This window comes from Brevibacillus sp. Leaf182, assembly GCF_001423865.2.
Classification (GTDB): Bacteria; Bacillota; Bacilli; order Brevibacillales; family Brevibacillaceae; genus Brevibacillus; species Brevibacillus brevis_C.
In genome coordinates, this window is record NZ_LMPN02000027.1 from 83,442 (window position 1) to 104,526 (window position 21,085).

General features: G+C 48.9%; 20 protein-coding genes and 1 riboswitch. Of the genes, 17 read left to right on the plus strand and 3 right to left on the minus strand.

Features of this window, described 5'->3' with window-relative positions:
• Positions 1 to 49: 49 nt before the first annotated feature.
• Positions 50 to 820 (minus strand): alpha/beta fold hydrolase, encoded by a 771-nt coding sequence (locus ASG16_RS19785; RefSeq protein WP_056491017.1) that lies wholly within the window; start codon positions 818 to 820, stop codon positions 50 to 52.
• Between the two features lie 124 nt (positions 821 to 944).
• Between ASG16_RS19785 and ASG16_RS19790 the strand changes: the two genes are divergently transcribed.
• The 9 genes from ASG16_RS19790 (at position 945) to ASG16_RS19825 (ending at position 9,449) form a co-directional block, all read left to right on the plus strand.
• Positions 945 to 2,036, plus strand: coding sequence for a M24 family metallopeptidase (locus ASG16_RS19790; RefSeq protein WP_007727724.1), 1,092 nt, complete (start codon positions 945 to 947; stop codon positions 2,034 to 2,036).
• Positions 2,037 to 2,052: 16 nt separating this feature from the next.
• Positions 2,053 to 2,252, plus strand: a riboswitch (cobalamin riboswitch).
• Positions 2,253 to 2,422: 170 nt separating this feature from the next.
• Positions 2,423 to 3,442 (plus strand): ABC transporter substrate-binding protein, encoded by a 1,020-nt coding sequence (locus tag ASG16_RS19795; RefSeq protein WP_056491023.1) that lies wholly within the window; start codon positions 2,423 to 2,425, stop codon positions 3,440 to 3,442.
• A gap of 24 nt (positions 3,443 to 3,466) precedes the next feature.
• Complete coding sequence (locus ASG16_RS19800; protein ID WP_241970802.1) at positions 3,467 to 4,525, plus strand: FecCD family ABC transporter permease; 1,059 nt, start codon at positions 3,467 to 3,469, stop codon at positions 4,523 to 4,525.
• Positions 4,522 to 5,337: an ABC transporter ATP-binding protein gene (locus ASG16_RS19805; RefSeq protein WP_056491029.1), complete on the plus strand. Its 816-nt coding sequence runs from the start codon at positions 4,522 to 4,524 to the stop codon at positions 5,335 to 5,337. Before ASG16_RS19800 ends, ASG16_RS19805 begins: the two co-directional genes overlap by 4 nt.
• Before the next feature lie 253 nt (positions 5,338 to 5,590).
• Positions 5,591 to 6,634, plus strand: coding sequence for a dipeptidase (locus ASG16_RS19810; protein WP_056491032.1), 1,044 nt, complete (start codon positions 5,591 to 5,593; stop codon positions 6,632 to 6,634).
• 23 nt (positions 6,635 to 6,657) lie between these two features.
• Positions 6,658 to 6,831, plus strand: a complete 174-nt coding sequence (locus ASG16_RS30710; RefSeq protein WP_157966778.1) for a hypothetical protein — start codon at positions 6,658 to 6,660, stop codon at positions 6,829 to 6,831.
• A gap of 24 nt (positions 6,832 to 6,855) precedes the next feature.
• The gene (locus tag ASG16_RS19815; protein ID WP_056491035.1) at positions 6,856 to 7,869 is read left to right on the plus strand and encodes a methyltransferase domain-containing protein; all 1,014 of its coding nucleotides are present in this window, start codon (positions 6,856 to 6,858) and stop codon (positions 7,867 to 7,869) included.
• Positions 7,870 to 7,926: 57 nt separating this feature from the next.
• Complete coding sequence (locus ASG16_RS19820; RefSeq protein ID WP_056491038.1) at positions 7,927 to 8,475, plus strand: sigma-70 family RNA polymerase sigma factor; 549 nt, start codon at positions 7,927 to 7,929, stop codon at positions 8,473 to 8,475.
• Positions 8,445 to 9,449 (plus strand): hypothetical protein, encoded by a 1,005-nt coding sequence (locus tag ASG16_RS19825; protein ID WP_056491042.1) that lies wholly within the window; start codon positions 8,445 to 8,447, stop codon positions 9,447 to 9,449. The genes ASG16_RS19820 and ASG16_RS19825 overlap by 31 nt, the downstream gene beginning before the upstream one ends.
• A 54-nt stretch (positions 9,450 to 9,503) precedes the next feature.
• Here the strand turns inward: ASG16_RS19825 and ASG16_RS19830 are convergent, their stop codons facing one another.
• Both ASG16_RS19830 and ASG16_RS19835 read right to left on the minus strand, forming a co-directional pair.
• Positions 9,504 to 10,382, minus strand: a complete 879-nt coding sequence (locus ASG16_RS19830) for a GNAT family N-acetyltransferase (protein WP_056491045.1) — start codon at positions 10,380 to 10,382, stop codon at positions 9,504 to 9,506.
• Entirely contained in the window at positions 10,360 to 10,848 is a 489-nt protein-coding gene (locus tag ASG16_RS19835) for an HIT family protein (RefSeq protein WP_111914463.1), read from the minus strand. Before ASG16_RS19835 ends, ASG16_RS19830 begins: the two co-directional genes overlap by 23 nt.
• Positions 10,849 to 11,039: 191 nt before the next feature.
• Here ASG16_RS19835 and lepA point away from each other — a divergent pair, with 191 nt between their 5' ends.
• The 8 genes from lepA to ASG16_RS19875 all read left to right on the plus strand — a co-directional run bounded on the left by lepA (position 11,040) and on the right by ASG16_RS19875 (position 20,992).
• Entirely contained in the window at positions 11,040 to 12,857 is a 1,818-nt protein-coding gene (gene lepA, locus ASG16_RS19840) for a translation elongation factor 4 (protein WP_048032261.1), read from the plus strand.
• 238 nt (positions 12,858 to 13,095) lie between these two features.
• A complete protein-coding gene (gene hemW / locus ASG16_RS19845; RefSeq protein WP_056491048.1) occupies positions 13,096 to 14,238 on the plus strand; it encodes a radical SAM family heme chaperone HemW in 1,143 nt (380 codons plus the stop codon).
• Between the two features lie 153 nt (positions 14,239 to 14,391).
• Positions 14,392 to 15,417, plus strand: a complete 1,026-nt coding sequence (hrcA, locus tag ASG16_RS19850; protein ID WP_056491053.1) for a heat-inducible transcriptional repressor HrcA — start codon at positions 14,392 to 14,394, stop codon at positions 15,415 to 15,417.
• A gap of 52 nt (positions 15,418 to 15,469) precedes the next feature.
• On the plus strand, positions 15,470 to 16,015 hold the full coding sequence (grpE, locus tag ASG16_RS19855; protein ID WP_056491056.1) for a nucleotide exchange factor GrpE: 546 nt from the start codon (positions 15,470 to 15,472) through the stop codon (positions 16,013 to 16,015).
• A gap of 51 nt (positions 16,016 to 16,066) precedes the next feature.
• Entirely contained in the window at positions 16,067 to 17,896 is a 1,830-nt protein-coding gene (gene dnaK, locus ASG16_RS19860; RefSeq protein ID WP_056491059.1) for a molecular chaperone DnaK, read from the plus strand.
• Between the two features lie 150 nt (positions 17,897 to 18,046).
• A complete protein-coding gene (dnaJ, locus tag ASG16_RS19865; protein ID WP_048032266.1) occupies positions 18,047 to 19,174 on the plus strand; it encodes a molecular chaperone DnaJ in 1,128 nt (375 codons plus the stop codon).
• A 99-nt stretch (positions 19,175 to 19,273) separates the two neighbouring features.
• Positions 19,274 to 20,215 carry a 50S ribosomal protein L11 methyltransferase gene (prmA, locus tag ASG16_RS19870; RefSeq protein WP_047072560.1) on the plus strand — a complete coding sequence of 314 codons (942 nt, stop codon included), beginning with the start codon at positions 19,274 to 19,276 and terminating at the stop codon, positions 20,213 to 20,215.
• A gap of 18 nt (positions 20,216 to 20,233) precedes the next feature.
• On the plus strand, positions 20,234 to 20,992 hold the full coding sequence (locus tag ASG16_RS19875; protein WP_056491062.1) for a 16S rRNA (uracil(1498)-N(3))-methyltransferase: 759 nt from the start codon (positions 20,234 to 20,236) through the stop codon (positions 20,990 to 20,992).
• Positions 20,993 to 21,085: the final 93 nt, after the last annotated feature.

The following is a 21,085-nucleotide window of genomic DNA, read 5'->3' on the forward strand; positions in this document are numbered from 1 at the left end:
AAATTGTAAAAAGACAGAAGGAGCTGGAGTCGTCCTTCTGTCTTTTTCTTTATCCTTCTTCCATGAAGGTGCGGCACAACTGATTGAAACCAGGAGCAGCTTTCGTGATGACTTGATGCTTCACGTTAGGGATCATCTCGAGTTTTACTTTTGGTAATTTCATGGTAAGCATTTGCGCATAATGGTGCATCCGTTGATCTTGTTTGCCATAGGCAAGTAAAATCGGAAGCTGGATGTTGCCCAGACGCTCCGTACACTGATAACGATGTCCCGCAGCGTAAAGGTATTTTAAGCTGTTGGGATCTGTTTTGGAGGCGTGGGCCGTCCATTTTTCCCGCATTTCTGGGTCATCGACATGGGAGGAAGCAATTGAACGGGCAAGAAGAGGGACGCCGTGAAGCATCGACAACGCCTGGGCCACCCAAAATCGTCCATGCAAATACAGGTCATTCACTTCGGAAAAACCACTCGCGAGTATTCCGCCTTGTACATGATCAGGATAGCGAAGACAGTATTCAAGGGCGATAGTAGCACCTTGGGAGTACCCCAAAATAAAGGGACGTTCAATGCCGAGTGACCCGACAAGTTTATGGAGCCGTTCTGCCAGCTCCCCAATGGAAAAGGGCTTCTCCATCGGTGAACTGTCGCCATGTCCGGGCAGATCAGGGACAATGAGCTGATATGTATCTGCGAGTGTTTGCTGATAAACAAAATTGATAGAGCCGATGCATGGTGCATGGATACACAATAGCGGCTGGCCTTTCCCTGATATGTGAAAAGCAAACTGCTTGCCATCCTGATGGACGAGTATTTGTTCCATTTTCGTTTTCACCCCACTCTTAGGTTGTCCGATACGAAGTAGATTTTTCAATTGAAGTCTTCTTTTTTTGATGGGGAAGTGGTATTCTCGCAATAGAATAATTGGTGAAAGCAGGGTGAAGAAGTTGTTTCAAGAGCGCATTTCGAAGCTCCACACGTTTTTGACAGAGCAAGAGCTGAACGCGGTGTTGATTACCTCTCCCAAGCACGTCTACTATTTGACCGGATTTTTTACAGACCCGCATGAACGTTTTATGGGTCTCGTTATTCCTGCGGAGGGAAAACCTTCTTTAATTGTACCTGCTCTTGATCGTGAGGCAGCGGCAGAGGCTTCGTTCGTTCAAGATATCCATACACATACGGATATCCAAAACCCGTATGAAATCCTCAAGCAAGTGTTGCCAGCGAACTTGACGAAGCTGGGTATTGAGAAAAGTCATATGACTGTCGAGCGCTATGAAGCACTTGGACAGGTTGTTCTGGCGTCGAGCTATGTAGACGTGGAAGAGCCACTGCGTGAAATGCGTTTGATCAAATCCGCGGATGAAGTGGATCGTCTGAAGCACGCGGTTCAGTTGGTCGAGGATTCCTTGCGGGAGACCCTGAAAAAAGTCAAGACAGGCATGACCGAGACAGAAATCGTAGCTGAGCTGGAATTCCAGATGAAGCGTTTGGGTGCCGAAGGTCCATCCTTTACGTCCATGGTATTGGCAGGGGAGAAGTCGGCACTGCCACACGGGAAACCAGGAACGCGCCAAGTGCAAGAAGGCGACTTGCTTTTGTTTGATATTGGGGTAGCAGCGAACGGATATGTATCGGATATTACCCGTACCTTTGCTGTAGGCGAGATCAGTGCCCAGCTTCAAGAAATTTACGAGACAGTATTGGCTGCCAACGAAGCGGCAATTGCTGAGATTCGTCCGGGTGTGACCTTTGCACATTTGGACAAAACTGCGCGCGATGTCATCACCGCAAAAGGCTACGGAGAATACTTTATGCACCGTCTAGGGCATGGACTTGGGATGGATGTACATGAATATCCGTCTGTTCACAGCCAGAACCAAGAAGTACTTCGTCCAGGGATGGTCTTTACGATCGAGCCGGGCATCTATCTGCCAGGTGTAGGCGGCGTGCGGATTGAAGACGATGTATTGGTTACGGAAACGGGCGTTGAAATTCTCACGCAGTTCCCGAAAAAACTGACTTCTATCAACTAATGAATAAATCGTAAAAATTGAATACGTATCGAATGGTGCTAGATGGTAAATGCCGTCAGCTTAAAAGGGAAGTCCGGTGAGAAACCGGCGCGGTCCCGCCACTGTAACGAGGAGCGCCTAGCGAATAGCCACTGTTTTTTGCAAGACAAAAAATGGGAAGGTAGCTGGGGGTGTTGATTCGTAAGCCAGGAGACCTGCCATGCGAGCATATACAATCGACCCACGAGGATGGGGCAGATGTGGAAGTAGTCTATGAACGGGCGCCTTTGCGCCTGCTTATCGCTATATCTACGTTTGTCATGCACCTCCCGATTGAAATGGGGGGTGCTTTTTTTTTGGAGGATTTGGTTCAACCCATCATATATATACAGAAAAGGGGATGACAGATGTTTAAGGCATACAAAACACATACAGTAATGAAAGGACTAGCTTTCGGTATCATGACAGCTGCCATGCTTTTGGTTTCGGCATGCGGCTCCTCTACGACAACACAGGCTCCAGCCAAAACAGAACAAACGGCTGCTCCAGCAGCAGAGGGCAAGTCAGTAACACTAACCAATAATGGCATCGAAATGACCTATCCAACAGCACCTGAGCGTGCCGTGACATTGAACCAACACGTCACCGAAATCATGCTGGCACTGGGCCTTGCTGATAAAATGGTCGGAACCGCTTACCTAGATGATGAAATCCTTCCAGAGCTCAAAGCAGATTACGACAAGATTCCGGTACTGTCTGATAAGTATCCAACGAAAGAAGTGCTGCTGGCAGCCAACCCAGACTTCGTGTACGCTGGATGGAAAAGCGGATTCGGCGAAAAGGGCGTAGGATCTATGCAGGACTTGGAAAAGGTCGGCATCAAATCGTATCTGCAAGCGTCATCAAGCATGCCTGGCCCGACTATCGACGATGTGTTTGCAGACATTACGAATATTGGACGCATTTTCCGTGTGGAAGACAAAGCCAATGATTTGATCAATAAAATGAAGAGTGAAATGGACCAAACGCTTAGTAAAATTGGCAAGGTGGACGAGCCACTTAACGTGTTCGTGTACGACAACGGGGAAGATAAGCCATTCACAGCAGCCAACAACTACATGACGTCCTTAATCAAGACTGCTGGCGGTAAGAACATTTTTGATGACATTCAAAAGGGTTGGGCAGAGGTTAGTTGGGAACAAGTAGTGAGTCGCAATCCAGACGTGATTATTATCGTAGACTACGGTGATAGAACCGTCGAGCAAAAACGTAATTTCCTTTTGACCAAAAAAGAACTGGCGGATATCCCGGCAATTAAAAATCAACGACTAATGGTATTGCCATTGTCTGCGGCTTCTGAAGGCGTTCGAGGACCGATTGCGCTAAAAATTTTGGCGGAAGGACTCTACCCGGATAAATTCAAATAGAGTACGACCCTTTTAAGGGAGGGAATAGCACTGCAACAGATCAAGTTACCTTATATCATCATTACTCTACTGGTCGGACTCTTCCTCTCCATTACGTTTGCAGTTACCTTGGGTTCAGTGGAGATTAAGCCGACAACGGTATGGAAAATCGCCTTATCAAAAATTCCGATGTTGAACCAATGGATTGAGGTGGATTGGTCCAAAGGGGAGCAAACGATTATTTGGGATATACGCTTTCCACGTGTTCTCTTGGGGGCGATCGTCGGCGCAGGTCTGTCTGTCGTGGGAGTAGCCATCCAGTCGTTGGTTCGCAACTCCCTGGCTGACCCGTATGTATTAGGCGTATCTTCAGGTGCTTCGGTTGGCGCTACCTCGGTGATTATATTCGGAGCATTCAGCATGTACGGGCAGTATGCACTATCCTTTGGCGCTTTTACAGGCTCCCTTGTGTCAATTATTCTCATTTTTACGCTATCCCGTATTGGAGGACAAAACTCGACGGTACGCCTGCTCATGGCTGGAATTGCGATATCTGCGATCTTGTCGGCCATTACCAGTCTTCTTGTTTTTTCAGCGCCGAATGAGCATGGAATTGGGACAGTCCTGTTTTGGTTAAGTGGCAGTCTGGCTGGGGGGAAATGGGAGTACCTGACGATCCCTACATTGATTGTCGTCATCTGCCTCATCGTCTTAATGGCCCAATACCGCTCGCTCAATGCGATGCTGATGGGCGAGGAGTCAGCAGGGACATTGGGGGTTAATACGGTACAATTCCGCAAGCTTCTCCTGGTGATCACGGCACTGCTTACGGGGGTGATTGTGTCCATTGCGGGATCAATCGGTTTTGTCGGATTAATGATGCCCCACATCGTCCGTGTGATGGTCGGATCAGATCACAGACGTGTCCTGCCTGTCAGCGCATTGTTTGGCGCGATATTTCTAATCTGGGTCGATGTAGTCGCCAGGCTTGCATTTGCACCGGAAGAACTGCCGATTGGTATTTTGACAGCGCTGTGTGGAGGTCCATTCTTTATCTGGTTGATGTTGCGGAGTTCTTATTCCTTTGGAGGTAGCGGACGATGAATTTGTTGGTTGAGAATATATCGGTCGAACTGGAGAAAAAGGGAATTCTTCGCCATGTTAGTCTGGAGGTGCGGTCCGGAGAGTTTGTGGGGCTGATCGGGCCGAATGGCAGCGGAAAATCCACGTTGCTAAAAAGCATTTATCGCGTATTGAAGCCACGTTCGGGATGGATCTCGCTTGATGGCGACGACGTATACAAGTTAACCTCACGTCAAAACGCTCAGCGAATGGCGGCAGTACGGCAGGAGTCCTCTGTTGAATTCGATTTTTCGGTAACCGAAATCGTGAATATGGGACGTGCTCCGCATAAGCGGCTATTTCAGTCAGATAACGCAGAGGACGTTCGGATCTGTGAAGATGCACTACAGAGGGTAGGGATGCATACATACGCTGATCGCAGCTTTTTCAGTTTATCAGGTGGGGAGAAGCAGCGGGTGCTGATTGCTAGAGCTTTGGTGCAGCAAGCCCAGTTCCTTGTCCTTGATGAACCGACGAATCATCTGGATGTTCGATACCAGTTGCAGGTGATGGATCTGGTCAAAACGCTGGGGATTACGGTCTTGTCTTCGTTGCATGATCTCAATATTGCTGCGATGTACTGCGATCGGCTGTACGTGATCTGTGAGGGGGAAATCGTTACATCGGGGACGCCAGAGGAAGTTTTGACACCCAAGCTGATCCTAGATGTTTTCGGAGTAGAGACAGAAGTGACGACGCACCCCATTACAGGCAAAAAGCATGTGTATTTCTACTCGGAAGCGATCCGTGTGAAGCCATCTGTCCAGAAGGTCGTGAGTGGAGCCAACGGATAGGGGTGGCGGAGCTGAGTTTCTTTGGTTTTCATATGAGAGGATGCCTGGTCGGCGTCCTTTTTTGTTAAGCGGACGCCATAAGAAGCCTGGGACAGGATGTGACGAGCGAACAGGGCCTACTAGGCTGACCAGTTGGATGAAAAGGGTCTCTTATTGATCAAAGGAGCTGTGCAATACGTCGCGAATTTGTTGGATATATTCGATTTCTATCTCGATAAGAAAAATCCATAAAACAAGATGGGAGATGACCCGAATGGCGGAAGTAACGAAAGAACAGGCGCGCAAATTTCATGACGGTGTTCACGTTCTGGATGGGCATTTTGATCTGCTGATGGATGTGGAGATTCAGCGTGGATACGGTCGAACCAAAATGATCGAGACGGAGTATTTGCCACGGTTCCAGCAAGGGGGTGTGCATTCCATCGTGGCAGCGGTGTTTGTAGAGGATGCTTTTGTACCGGAGATGAGTCTGCGCAAGGCGCTCAACCAGATCAGCGCTATGCATGCAGAGGCGGCAGAGTCACCCGAGCACATCGTCATCGCCAAAAATCTAGATGATTTGCAACGGGCAAGAGCGGAACAAAAAGTATCGTTCATCCTGTCGTTGGAAGGGGCAGAGCCGCTGCATAACGATTTGAGTCTCTTGCGTGTCTTTTATGAGCTTGGTGTACGGATGATGGGGCTGGTATGGAGTCGGCGCAACTTCGTTGGGGACGGCAGCTTTTTTGCACCGGTGCGCGAAGGGAAAAAAGGAGGCATCACTGATTTCGGTGTGCATCTCATCGAGGAAGCGGAAAAGCTGGGCATCGTTATCGATGTGAGCCATTTGAATGACGAAGGGTTCTGGGACGTGATGGAAATCGCTGAAAAGCCAGTGATTGCTTCTCATTCCAACAGCCGAACAGTCGTGCCAACGATGCGGAATTTGACAGATGAGCAGATCAAAGCGATTGCGGAAAAGGACGGACTTGTCGGGTTGAATGCATGTAGCATGTTCACAGCGGCGAGCAGCGCTGGCGCAACTATTGAGAGACTGATTGATCATGTTGACTATATGAAGAAGCTTGTCGGAGCAAGGCACATTGGTATGGGCCTAGATCTGTGCGATGATTTGACGAAATATTTGCCCTTGGATAAGATTGCCAAAACCAAAGAGATGCCATTTGATGTAGTAAAAGGTCATGCGTCACTTCCGGAAATGACGCGTGAGCTGATGAAGCGCGGGTACACAGATACAGAAATCGAAGGAATCTTGGGTGGTAATTTCCTCAGAGTGTATCAGGAAGTGTGGAAGTAGATCAGATACAGGAGGAATGACGGATGGTACAGACTGGGTGCAAACAAGTCTCTTTTGGCCGTTCTCTATGCAGCCAGCTCAGCGCGGGATACAGATTGGAAACCGAGACAGTCATTGCCTCGCAACGTGTCTACCATGACAGCCAGTATCCGAGTCATATCAAGCTCCCTCTCTTGCAGTCTGGGGGAAGTAAGTAATCTTCAGGAGGTATCTAAAGCATTATGACTATCTACAGTTGCAAAAAATGCAAGTTCCGTTACGATGAGTGGCTAGGTGATACGAAAAATGGCGTCCCGCCTGGGGTGCCTTTTCCTCATTTAGCAGGTTCTGTGTGTACCGAATGCGGGATGGACGAGGAAGGTCGGCACTTGCCGCTTCCTGAAACGAAGTACACAAACGTAGAAGCTACGTATTACGATCAGTTTGCCGGGAAGGCCAGCATCGCTTTTTATCGAAACTGGTTGCTGGGAGAAGCGGAGCAATCACCAATCTCCGTGCTGGAGCTGGGTGTTGGAACAGGGAGAATTGCCATTGAGCTGGCACGGAATGACTTGTCCGTCTGCGGGATCGATTGGAGCCCGGATATGCTGGAGATGGCCTCCAAAAAGAAACGGCGCATGTTGAAAGGAAAAGAAGAACGGCTGGAGCTGGTAGAACAAAATATATGGGAGTTGGAGCTTGATCGGCAATTTACGCATGTGCTTCTTCCGGAAGGGATTTTTCAGCAGGCCACCTGTAGGGCCAAGCAACGTCAATTGCTTTCGGTCATCCACGATTACATAACAGAGGACGGGACAGTGGCCATTGATTTACTCTTGCCGCCAGTAAAAACTCAATGGACAACGATGCAACGCAAATTCGTTTTCCCGGACCGTATGGTGTATCAAAAGGTAGAGGGTGAAACCTCGCTCTTGGACCAAAAGTTCCGCTACACGCTTACTTATGAGACTTTTCTTGATCAGATCGAGCAGCCGAGGTATCGTGTAGAGCGCGAGATGGCGCTGCTTTTGCCTACAGAGCTTGAGCTGTTACTGGAAGGATCAGGCTTTCATGTCACCTATAGCAAAGAGAATGTATTCCACAAGCAAGAGTGCGAACCGAGTCAAGCGGACACGGGCTATGATATGGATCGTTGGCAGCATGGTGGGTATCCATTCGCGGAACCTGTCGGGACACCGGGTGGAGCCACTCGCTGGACGATTTTGGCGAAAAAAATTTCTTCCACCACTTTGTAACAAAACGTCTGCTGCTGCATCTAACCAGTATAAATGCGAGTGAAGGAGGTCGCGCCCTTGGAAAAATTGCAGCAAACGACAGATGCTGCGTTTGAACAAATCATGAGGGAGTATGGGACCCGCGTGCTTCGACTCGTCACTTTTTTGGTCAAAGATCGCAGCTTGGCAGAGGATATTACACAGGATGTATTCGTCAAGGTGTATCGGCATCTTCCCCGATTTAGGCAGGAGAGCAGTGTGCACACGTGGTTGTATCGAATCGCGGTTAATGAGTGCAAAGGTTATTTGCGTTCTTGGTCGTTTCGTCATATCCTTCCCCGCTCGTGGATTAGACAGGATGGGGAGCTTTCTACAGAAAGTCTTGTGCTCGATCAAGCCGAGAGGGACCAGCTCGTAGCAGAAGTGTTGCAGCTTCCTCCACTCTATCGTCAAGTGATTGCCCTTCATTACTATGCGGATTTATCCATCGGAGAGGTGGCGGATGTGCTTGGGGTAACGGAAGGAACAGTCAGAACTCGGTTGCATAGGGCCAGACAGCAGCTTCGGAAGAGAATGGGAGAGGGGAGGGACTGGGAATGGACGAAAACCGATGGCTCACGGACTTAAAGGAACGGGCAGATCAGACCGTTTTTCGTGATGTACAGTTCACTGCATCGATGGAAGAGCGAGTGCGGCAGAGGGTGAGGCCCGGGACAGGGTGGATGACTGGCTGGAGGAAGCTAGCCTTGCCAGGCGTTGTGCTGACGATGGGCTTGCTATTGTGGTTCGGGCTTCCCATTCAGGAGGAGAGACAATCTGCACAGCATGAGATGAGACCTTCCCAACAAGAGACACAAGTACCCGCCTTGTTACCAGGAGGACAAATCGTCGAAGCCGATTTATGGAAGCTGTCGCCTTCTTTGTCATCCACTTACGACAATCAATCCTTTTCTTATTTGGGAGAAAGGCCTGTCCGCATCATGACAGATCAGGACGGTTTCTACGAAGGGCAGACGCAGCGGGTGATATGGCTGTTGAATGGGGACTACGCAGAGGAAGTAGAGATCGCTGCTTACAACACCAATGGGACCCGTCTGTCGTTGGGCAGGTACGAGGTTATGGACCCGTTATACGATGCAGATGGACATTTTCCTTCAGGGATTGTGTTACCAGAACCAGGAAAATGGAAGCTGGAAGTAAGAACAGGAGGCAAACATCTCGGACAAGTTTTTGTCGAGGTGAAAAAAGGGATAGCACCCGCGAACCGTCAACTTGTCGGGCCTATTATTCAACAGTATTTGGGGACAGAAAACGATAAGCTGGGGTGGCTGGGAAAACAGCGCGAGATAAGCGTTGAGCTCCTCGGTGTGGAAGCGCCCGATGCTGCGAAACGAACCGTATATGCTTGGGTGAAAATAACGGGTAGCAACTCTTCCGCGCTCCGTGCACCCATGGTCTTTCAAATCGCCTACAATGGAAATGATTATCGGGTAACGGACTTCCAAATGCCCGAGGACGGCAGCAACTACCAGAGCAGTCTGCAAAAATTGTTTCCACCTAAAGTGCTGGAGCAAGTTCACAATCGACCAAACAAAAAGTAAGAATGACAAAACGGACCTTTGCGTAAAAGAAGGTCCGTTTTTCGCTATTTATTTTTATCCGTATATTTGAGCACCTATCGCCAAGTATGTCCCATTGCGGCGGGGCAGGCTATGGCCATTCGCAACCATCACTGGGGGATGAGAAACTTGTGTAAAGCCGGTTTGCTTCAAATAATTATGAAACGTTGCTTGCTCATCTGGTACGTCTATCCGCACACGTCCGGTATGATGTTGTGTCAGCTTGTACAGGAGGTGTTCAGCCATGATGGCATTTTCTGCGACGATCGGTCCCGCGATTAGGTTGACTGGGCCTTGAACGGCGAAGCCATACCCGATGATATTGCCGGAGCGATTTTTGGCTACGAGACAGGTAGTAGCTTGTCTCATGCGTGTCTCGAGAAAATGAGTGCGCCTGCTACCATGTGCTGCTTTGTCCAATGCAACCACGCCCGGAAAATCGTTCAACGCCATTGGTACAATTTCAAATTCGTCAGGGACTTCGTTTTGTCGAGGTGCTTTAGGCACAAGGCGTTCAGCGATAAATTTTTGAATACGATCCACTGTCTGGAACCCGAGATTTTTGTACAGTGGCTCGCCTTCTGGAGTCGCAATGAGCATGATCGTTGTATCGGTAGAAACAGACGTCATGCACGCCTTCATGAGCTGTCGGCCAAATCCTTTGCCTTGTGACGAGGGATGGACGATCACCATACCGATGCTCGCAAGCTTGTCATCGTAGGGGATGATAGCTGCACATGAAAGGAGGGTGCCACTCGTGTCTTTGTGACCATATACGGTTCCGATAGACAGAATTGTGCGAATTTCAGCTTCGTCGTAATCCCAGCCTACGGAATCAGATAAGGCAATGAGTCCAGGAATATCCGATATCGTTAAGGAATGCAAGCAAGAGTCAACGCTGTTCACTTTGATCATTCTCCGTTTCTTTCTTTGTGTTCACGGCGGTATCGCCGAAGAGATTGTGTAATGCTTCCGCCACTTTTGTACGGGTAGCGGCCAAACGGCTCGCAGCTCCATGCTCGTGAAGCGGATCACTCCACGCGAAACCATCATATTGAAATCGAGGGATGACGTGCATATGAAAATGAGTCAGCTCGTTGAAAGCACCGCCGTTTTGACAAATAGTAATGCCATCGGGCTTGTACAACTTGTTAAGGCCATGGGACAGAGATGTGACTGCCTCGCATACCTTTTGCATCGTACGTTCATCCAAGTCTGTCCACTCTACAGAATGCTGCTTCGGGAGAATGAGCATGTGACCTTCCGAAAAAGGATCGATATCCAAGAGGCACGCGACCCATTCGTTTTCATAGACGATATGCGCTACTTCGATTCCATGCGCCAACCGACAGCCCAAACAATCGCCTTGCTGTAGTTTCACACCTAGCCACCTCCATGCTAGTTACCACTTTAGCACAGGAAAAGTTTGGATACGAGAAAAAGGAGGCAAATGCCTGATTCTCTTTGGTTGCTCTTTATATCATCGGTTTGTTATAATTACTGTTAGTGTATTTTTTGTGAGGCGCAATCTGAACGTTTGAATGGATTCGCGTGGGAGGGAACGAACAACACATGGATCGTCGTGAAAGACAAAAAAGGATACGAAATTTTTCCATCATCGCCCACATTGACCATGGAAAGTCGACGCTGGCAGACCGCATTTTGGAGCTGACCGGTGCTTTGACTGCACGTGAGATGGAAGCCCAGTTTCTTGACACGATGGAGCTGGAAAAAGAGCGCGGGATTACGATTAAGCTCAATGCCGTGCGTTTGAACTATAAAGCAGATGACGGTGAGGAATACATTCTCCACCTGATTGACACCCCTGGACACGTCGACTTTACGTATGAAGTATCCCGCAGTTTGGCTGCCTGTGAAGGGGCTATCCTCGTCGTGGATGCGGCACAAGGGATCGAGGCCCAGACTTTGGCTAACGTGTATTTGGCGTTGGACAGCAACCTGGAGATCATTCCAGTTGTTAACAAGATCGACCTGCCAAGTGCAGAGCCTGAGCGCGTGAAGCAAGAGGTTGAGGACGTGATCGGTCTGGATGCCAGCGATGCGGTTCTGACTTCTGCCAAGGCGGGTATCGGGATTAAAGAAGTACTGGAAGCCGTTGTGCAAAAAGTACCTGCTCCAGAGGGAGACCCGGATGCACCTCTCCAAGCTTTGATTTTCGACTCCTATTTTGATGCGTATCGTGGCGTTATTGCCTCCATCCGTGTCATCAACGGAACCTTGAAAAAAGGTATGAAGATCAAGATGATGGCGACAGGCAAGTCATTTGAGGTAACCGAAATCGGTACATCCACACCACGTCAAACGCAAGTAGAAGAATTGACGGTTGGAGATGTAGGCTACGTAGCTGCTTCCATTAAAACAGTGGGAGACACTAGTGTGGGGGATACCATTACAGATGCGAATCGCCCTGCACCTGAACCGCTACCTGGTTACCGCAAGATCAACCCGATGGTTTTCTGCGGTTTGTACCCAATCGAAACGAACGAGTACAACGATCTGCGCGATGCATTGGAAAAGCTCCAGCTAAACGATGCTTCCCTGCAGTTTGAACCGGAGACTTCCCAAGCACTTGGCTTTGGTTTCCGTTGTGGATTCTTGGGACTCCTGCACATGGAGATCATCCAGGAGCGGATCGAACGGGAATTCAACATTAACTTGATTACGACCGCGCCGAGCGTTATTTACCGCATTACCAAAACGAACGGGGAAGTATTCGAAATCGACAACCCGTCTAAAATGCCGGAAGCGCAAAAGATCGAAATGGTCGAGGAGCCTTACGTTACGGCGACAGTCATGGTGCCGAAAGAATACGTCGGTGATGTTATGCAGTTGTGCCAAGGTAAACGCGGTGAGTTTCTCGACATGCAGTATATGGGCGAGAACCGTGTGCAACTGAAGTACGACATGCCTTTGTCGGAAATCGTTTACGATTTCTTTGACCTGCTGAAGTCGGGTACAAAAGGCTATGCATCCTTTGACTACGAGCTAGGTGGGTACAAAGCTTCCAAGCTGGTGAAAATGGATATTCTCCTCAACAGCGAAGTGGTGGATGCTCTGTCGTTTATCGTACACAAAGACACAGCTTATCCTCGTGGAAAAGTCATCTGCGAAAAGCTGAAGGAACTGATTCCTCGTCAGCAATTCGAGGTGCCGATTCAGGCGACCATCGGACACAAGGTTGTCGCTCGTGAAACGATCAGTGCGTTGCGTAAAAACGTTCTTGCTAAATGTTACGGTGGGGACATCTCGCGTAAGCGCAAACTGCTCGAAAAGCAAAAAGAAGGAAAGAAGCGCATGAAGTCTGTCGGTTCCGTAGAGGTACCACAAGAGGCGTTTATGGCTGTATTGCGCATGGATGATAAGAAGTAGGCCTGACCTTGTGTCAGGTCTTTTCCATTAAAAGCGGTGGTCAAAAAGTCGGCTTTTGATCACGAAGCCATTTATGAAAGTTGATTCGGCATCGAAAATGGCGTTCACCTTCGAAGTCCGGTGCTCATGTAGGACCCCTACACTCCGCTCCTCCTTCATCAGGTTCTCGCCACTTTCTCGGTGCTGAAAAACCGACTTTTTGACTTTTCATTTTATCAATTTTAGGAGGGAAAGGGACATGATGCCACAATCGGTTTACATTCACATTCCCTTTTGTACGAATAAATGTTACTACTGTGACTTCAACTCATTTGTGACGAACAATCCGCAGCTCATTTGGGATTACTTAGACGCATTGAAAAGCGAAATGGAGATCACCTTCAGACAGCAGCCGATTGAGCAGGTGAAAACGATTTTTGTCGGTGGAGGGACGCCTACGTTTCTCGATCATGCCCAAATGCGCGCGTTTTTGGAACTGGTACAAAAGCAGTTGGGCAAGTACTGGGCGGATGATATCGAGTTCTCGATGGAAGCGAATCCGGGAACGACAGATGTGGAAAAGCTGCGAATCATGCGTGAGTTGGGTGTCAATCGCCTGAGCTTTGGTGTGCAGTCCTTTGACGACGCGCTTTTAAAACGACTGGGACGAATCCATGACCAAGAAGCTGTGTACCGCAGTATCGATAATGCGAAAAAAGTAGGCTTCGACAACTTCAGCATCGACCTGATGTTTGGGTTGCCAGACCAGACACTAGACATTTTCCGCCAGACGTTGGACAAGGCGTTTGGGCTAGGCACCACCCATTTCTCCGCGTACAGTCTCAAGGTGGAGGAGAACACGCTGTTCCACACGCTCTACCAGAAGGATCAGCTACCACTGCCATCTGAAGAGACAGAGCTTGAGATGTACATGGTCTTAATAGAAGAGATGGAGCGTCACGGGTACAAGCAGTATGAAATTAGCAATTTTGCAAAACCGAGTTTCGAGAGCAAACATAATAAAACCTATTGGCTCAATCGTGAATACTATGGGTTGGGTGCAGGGGCCCACGGCTATGTGTGCGGCCACCGACACGTAAATGCTGGTCCGCTTGCGATTTACATGCAGAAGTGCAAGGAAGGGCTGCCGCGTGTAGAACAATTCGAAGTACCACGCGAGGATGCCATGGAGGAACAGATGATTTTGGGGCTGAGGTTGAGAGAAGGAGTTGACCTTTCGGCGTTTGCATCCCGTTTTGGCGCAACTGTTCATGATGTGTTTGGGACAATAATAGAAGAAGAGGTAGCCAAAGGAATGCTGCAAGAACAGGACGGGTTTTTGAAGCTGACGAAACAGGGGCTTCCGCTCGGAAATGAGGTATTTGCACGCTTTCTTCGTTAAGTACAAAGCGAAACTCGCGAAAAATGAGATTTTTTGTCTCTGGAACTAGCTCAAGTTCGTTGACAAATCCTTCTACTATTGATACCTTAGTATATAGATTTAGCACTCGATAAGCATGAGTGCTAACAATCCAACAGGAGGCGAGCGACATCCATGTTATCAGACCGTCAACAAATGATTTTAAACGCGATTGTCGATAATTACATTCATTCTGCCGAACCTGTTGGCTCCCGAACCATTTCCAAACGGGACGACATCGGATTCTCTTCGGCAACGATACGCAACGAGATGTCTGACTTGGAAGATTTGGGGTACCTAGAACAGCCCCATACTTCGGCGGGACGCGTTCCTTCTACAAAAGGATACCGCTTCTATGTCGATAACTTGATTCAGCCTCATCTTTTGGAGGAAGCTGAGTTGGGTAAACTAAAACAGTTGTTTGCCGAACGTATTCTCCACGCAGAACAAGTGGTAGAGTACACTGCCCAAATTCTCTCTCAGTTGACAAACTACACGGCGATTGTCTTGGGTCCAGAGATATTTGAGCATCGGTTAAAACATATTCAAATCGTTCCTCTCAGTGCTACTCAGGCTGTCGCGATTGTAGTGACGCATACCGGACGAGTGGAGAACAAGCTGATCGATCTTCCAGAAGGCATTGGTGCCGGAGAAATCGAGAGACTCGTCAATCTGTTGAATGCAAAGCTGTCCGACGTGCCACTATGGCAGCTTCGGCAACGTCTTTATCAAGAGATTTCCGGTGAAATGCAGCGTCATACGGAGCAGTATGAAGAAATTCTTCAGCTCCTCAACAACTCGCTGACACAAGAAGAAGAACGAGTATACTTACGCGGTGCTACCAAGATCATGAACCAGCCGGAATTCCGGGACGTGGATAAAGTCAAGGATATTCTTGAGCTATTAGAGCAGCACGATCAGTTGATGAATGTGATCGGCATGCAGGGTGATGGTCTCACGGTACGCATCGGACAGGAAAACCAGCTAGACGCGATTAAGCAATGCAGTATTATTACCACTTCTTATTCGCTTGGAGGCAAGCCAGTAGGAATGGTGGGGATACTTGGGCCGACACGAATGGAATACGGCAAGGTCATTACTGTGCTCAACCATTTGGCGGAAGGCCTATCGCGCATGCTGACTTCGCAGTTTGAGAAATAAATGGAGTGAATGGCTAAACAGTCTTTTGACTGGGAAAAGCCGCCAGGAGGTAGTGACGTTGAGCGAGGAAAAAGTAACGCAAGACCCGACTCTCGAGGAAGAAGTAGCAAAGGATGCAGACCAAACAGAAACATCCGAGATGAACTGGGAGCAAGAGGCTGCTCACTGGAAGGCTCAGGCTGAGGATCACCAAAACCGCATGCTGCGTGCCATGGCTGATATGGATAACCTTCGCCGCCGTGTTCGCAAAGAGCAGGAAGATCTGGCTAAATACGCTTCTCTTAAAATCGTGGAAGAGCTTCTGCCAGTTCTCGATAACTTCGAGCGAGCACTTGCCGCTGACAAGGAATCCATGACAGTAGACACCCTTTTGGAGGGTGTAAACATGGTATATCGTCAGATGGTCCAAGTTTTCGATAAAGAAGGCTTGGCTGCAATCGAGGCAAAAGGAAACCCATTTGACCCTCACATCCACCAAGCGGTTATGCAAACACAAAACCCTGAGTTTGAATCAGGTGTTGTGGTAGCCGAGCTGCAAAAAGGATATATGTTCAAAGACCGCGTCGTTCGTCCGGCGATGGTTCAAGTGAACGAGTAATCTCAAAAAACGAAAATTCACTAGACGTAAAGTGTTAGGAGGACATTTTGTATGAGTCGCGTAATCGGAATTGACTTGGGAACAACCAACTCTTGTGTAGCAGTAATGGAAGGCGGCGAGCCAGTCGTTATTGCCAATGCGGAAGGTAACCGCACCACACCATCCGTGGTAGCATTCAAAAACGGCGAGCGCATCGTTGGGGAAGCAGCAAAACGCCAAGCGATCACCAATCCAGACAATACCGTAATCTCCATCAAGCGCCACATGGGTAGCACCCATAAAGAAACGCTGGAAGGCAACCAGTACACACCTGAGCAAATCTCTGCTATGATCCTGCAAAAGCTGAAAGCAGACGCGGAAAGCTACCTCGGTCAATCTGTGACGCAGGCAGTGATTACGGTTCCAGCTTACTTCAATGACAGCCAACGCCAAGCAACAAAAGATGCTGGTAAAATTGCTGGCTTGGAAGTACTGCGTATCGTGAACGAACCAACAGCAGCTGCACTTGCATACGGTATGGAGAAAACAGAAGATCAAACGGTTCTCGTATTCGACTTGGGTGGCGGTACCTTTGACGTATCCATTCTCGAATTGTCCGATGGCTTCTTCGAAGTAAAAGCGACTTCCGGTGACAACAAACTGGGCGGAGACGACTTCGACGATGTTGTTATGAACTACCTGGTGAGCGAATTCAAAAAAGAGCATGGCATCGACCTGTCCAAGGATCGTATGGCTCAACAACGTTTGAAAGACGCTGCGGAAAAAGCAAAGAAAGACCTTTCCGGCGTATTGACTACAACCATTTCCCTGCCGTTCATTACAGCAGATGCAACAGGTCCAAAGCACTTGGAGATGAACCTGACTCGTGCGAAGTTCGAAGAGCTGTCTGCTGAACTGGTTGAGCGTACGATGGGCCCAACTCGTCAAGCGCTGAAAGACGCAGGCCTGACTCCGAGCGAACTGGATCGCGTTATCCTGGTTGGTGGCTCTACTCGTATCCCAGCGGTACAAGAAGCGATCAAGAAATTTACAGGAAAAGAACCACATAAAGGTGTGAACCCAGACGAAGTAGTAGCACTGGGAGCGGCTGTTCAAGCGGGCGTACTGACTGGTGACGTGAAAGACGTCGTTCTTCTCGACGTTACTCCACTGTCCCTCGGTATCGAAACATTGGGCGGCGTATTCACCAAGCTGATCGATCGTAACACGACGATCCCAACAAGCAAATCCCAAGTGTTCTCTACAGCTGCGGATAACCAAACATCTGTAGAAATTCACGTTCTCCAAGGGGAGCGTCAAATGGCGGGCGACAACAAATCGCTCGGACGCTTCAACTTGTCCGATATCCCGCCAGCGCCACGCGGTATCCCGCAAATCGAAGTATCCTTCGATATTGACGCGAACGGTATCGTAAACGTACGTGCAAAAGACCTGGGTACAGGTAAAGAGCAACGTATCACGATCACTTCTAACTCCGGTCTGTCCGACGATGATATCGATCGCATGGTAAAAGATGCTGAATTGAATGCAGAAGCGGACAAACAACGCAAAGAGCAAGTAGAAGTTCGCAACGAAGCTGACCAACTCGTATTCACGACTGAGAAAACACTGAAAGAAGTAGAAGGCAAGATCGACCAAGCTGAAATCGATCGCGCTAATACTGCGAAAGATAAAGTGAAAGCGGCTCTGGAAGGCGGCAACTTCGAAGAGATCAAGACAGCGAAAGATGAACTGTCCGAGATCATCCAACAAATTTCGGTAAAGCTCTATGAGCAGGCTGCTCAAGCGCAAGCAGCACAAGGCGGCGGCGCTGAAGGTCAAGAGCCGAAGAAAGACAATGTCGTTGATGCTGACTACGAAGTGGTAGACGATAAAAAGTAACACGCTGGAACTGTGAGGGGAGAGATATCTTCCCTCACTTCCCACGATGTGACCCATGAAAGTCAAAGTCACGGAATGCTGACTTTGACTTTTTTTCAGGTCTGTCACATGCTATGATAACAGTTGACTGTCATGGGAGTGATGTAGGAGATGAAACGTGATTTATACGAGGTTCTGGGCGTAGCAAAGGACGCGGACGCTGATGAAATCAAAAAAGCGTATCGCAAGCTGGCACGTCAGTACCATCCCGATGTAAATAAAGAGGCTGACGCGGAAGAAAAGTTCAAAGAAGTAAAGGATGCCTACGACATCCTGTCCGAGCCACAAAAGCGTGCGCAGTATGACCGTTTTGGTCACCAAGACCCAAATCAGGGCTTCGGTGGCGGAGGTTTTGATGGATCAGGCATGGGCGGCTTCGGAGATATTTTTGATATGTTCTTCGGTGGTGGCGGCAGACGTTCGAATCCAAATGCACCACGCAAAGGATCGGACCTGCAATTTGGCCTCAGCATTGACTTTATCGACGCGATTTTTGGAAAAGAAACTGACGTGGAAATTCCAAAGGAAGCAGAATGCGATACGTGCCTTGGTTCTGGCGCGAAGCCTGGTTCCGGAGTAGATACATGTAAGACTTGTAGTGGTACAGGACAGCAAGAAGTGGTGGCGAACACGCCATTCGGCCGAATCGTCAATCGCCGTGTTTGCTCGACTTGCGAAGGCAAAGGGAAAGTCGTCAAAGAAAAATGTTCAACTTGCCGTGGCAGTGGACGTGTCAAGGTACGCCGCAAAATTCATCTCAACATCCCAGCGGGTGTGGACGATGGAGCACAATTGCGCGTAACAGGCGAGGGTGAACCGGGCGCAAACGGTGGACCTCCTGGAGATTTGTACGTCGTATTGCGTGTGAAGAGTCATGAGTTTTTTGAGCGTGAAGGAAATGATATTTACTGTGAGGTTCCGCTTACTTACGCGCAGGCAGCACTTGGAGATGAGATTGAAGTGCCGACTGTCGATGGTCGCGTGAAGTTGAAGATCCCGACGGGTACCCAAACAGAAACATTCTTCCGCTTGCGTGGTAAAGGTGTTCCGCATTTGCGTGGGAACGGCCGCGGTGATCAGCATGTGAAAGTGCGCGTCATTACACCGACCAAGCTGAGTGATAAACAAAAGGAATTGTTGCGTGAGCTCGCCGAACTGTCTGGAGAAAAGCCAGGACAGCATGGAGGAGAAGACGAAAGCTTTTTCGAAAAAATGAAACGGGCATTCCGCGGCGAGTAATCCGTCGCGGTTTTGTCCGCTTTTTGCCTAAAGTTTCATGTAGCAAAGTCGATTAAATGAAAAGCCCAATTGGGAGCTTATGTGGGGAGTGGTAGATTCGTGAAATGGTCAGAAATCAGTATCCATACTACAGCGGAGGCTACGGAGGCGGTGTCAAGCCTCTTGTATGAATTGGGTGCCAATGGTGTCGTAATTGAAGACCCGGAGGTGCTTTATCGTGAGTGGGATACCCCCTTTGGCGAAATCTACCAGCTTTCTCCTGATGATTTTCCGGCCGAGGGCGTATTCGTTAAAGCATACCTGCCGGTTGACAGCAGCGAGCTGCTTGACGTTGTAGAAGAGCTGAAAGAGCAATTGGCGCAGTTGATCGAGTACGGTTTGGATATCGGAAAGGCATCGATTGCCGTAAACGATGTCCACGAAGATGAATGGGCCCACGCCTGGAAAAAATATTACAAACCAGTCCATGTGTCTGATCGCATGACTATCAAGCCAGTATGGGAAGAGTATGAGCCGAAGCATCCAGATGAGATTATTATTGAGATGGACCCAGGCATGGCATTTGGAACAGGTACACATCCGACGACCATCCTTTGTCTGCGTGCACTTGAGAAGTATCTGGCAAAAGGTGATCAAGTGTATGATGTTGGGACAGGCACAGCTATTTTGAGTATTGCTGCTATCAAGCTCGGAGCAAAAGATGTGCTGGCGATGGACTTGGATGAAGTTGCTGTTCGCTCTGCACAGGCCAATACCGAATTAAATGGAGTGCATGAGCATATCAACGTAAGACAAAACAACTTACTAGACGGCATCGAGGAGCAGGTGGAAGTGGTCGTGGCGAACATTTTGGCAGAAGTCATCGTGCGTTTCACCGACGATGTATTCCGCGTGTTGAAACCAGGTGGCACTTTTATTTCGTCAGGTATTATTGCTGCACGTGAAGCGGATGTGAAAGCGGCGTTGGCGGCTTCGGGTCTTGAGGTCGTGGAAACCATTTTCATCGATGACTGGGTAGCAATTGTAGCAAAAAAACGATAGAATAGTGGGGTTGGCGAGATGCAACGATATTTTGTCGAGCCACATTCCTTTACTGAGAATGAGCTAACGATTGTCGGAGACGATGTACACCATATCGTAAATGTAATGCGTGCTCGGGAAGGCGAAGAAATCATCATTTCTGATGGAGCGGGCAAGTCGGCACGGGCCAAGCTTGTCTATCTTTCTGCCAAGGAAGTACGGGCAGAAGTAATGGAAATGCTCCAAGAAGAACGAGAACTGCCGATCCGGGTCACAATTGGTCAGGGGCTTCCAAAAGGCGAGAAGCTGGAGTGGATTTTGCAAAAGGGGACGGAACTTGGGGCGTACTCTTTTTTCCCGTTTTCTTCTGAGCGAACCATTGTAAAGCTGGACGCCAAAAAAGAAGCGAAGAAACTGGAGCGTTGGCGCAAAATTGTCAAGGAGGCTGCTGAACAGTCTCATCGTGCTGTTTTGCCAGAGCTTTTATCTCCTGTTTCATTTCGTGAGATACTTCAAGCTGGCCAGTCGTATACGCATTGCGCCATTGCCTATGAAAAAGAAGGCAGTACCACGATTCATCAAGTGCTAGAAGAGATGACTGCGGGTGATTCCCTTCTCGTTCTCGTTGGACCGGAGGGAGGCTTCTCTCCTGAGGAAGTGGCCCAAGCAGAGAGCAAAGGGTTCCTGACAGTTTCCCTTGGCCCACGCATTTTGCGCACGGAAACGGCAAGCCAGTACGTTTTGGCCTGCGCTTCCTATCAGTTTGAACGAAAGGCTTCATCACTTCGCAAAGGATGAGCAGGAACGAAACGGTCATGATCGTTTCGTTGACCGCAAGCGGTCGCATCCACTTTTATGAAAAACGTCGAGACGTTTTTCACGGAAAAGGAG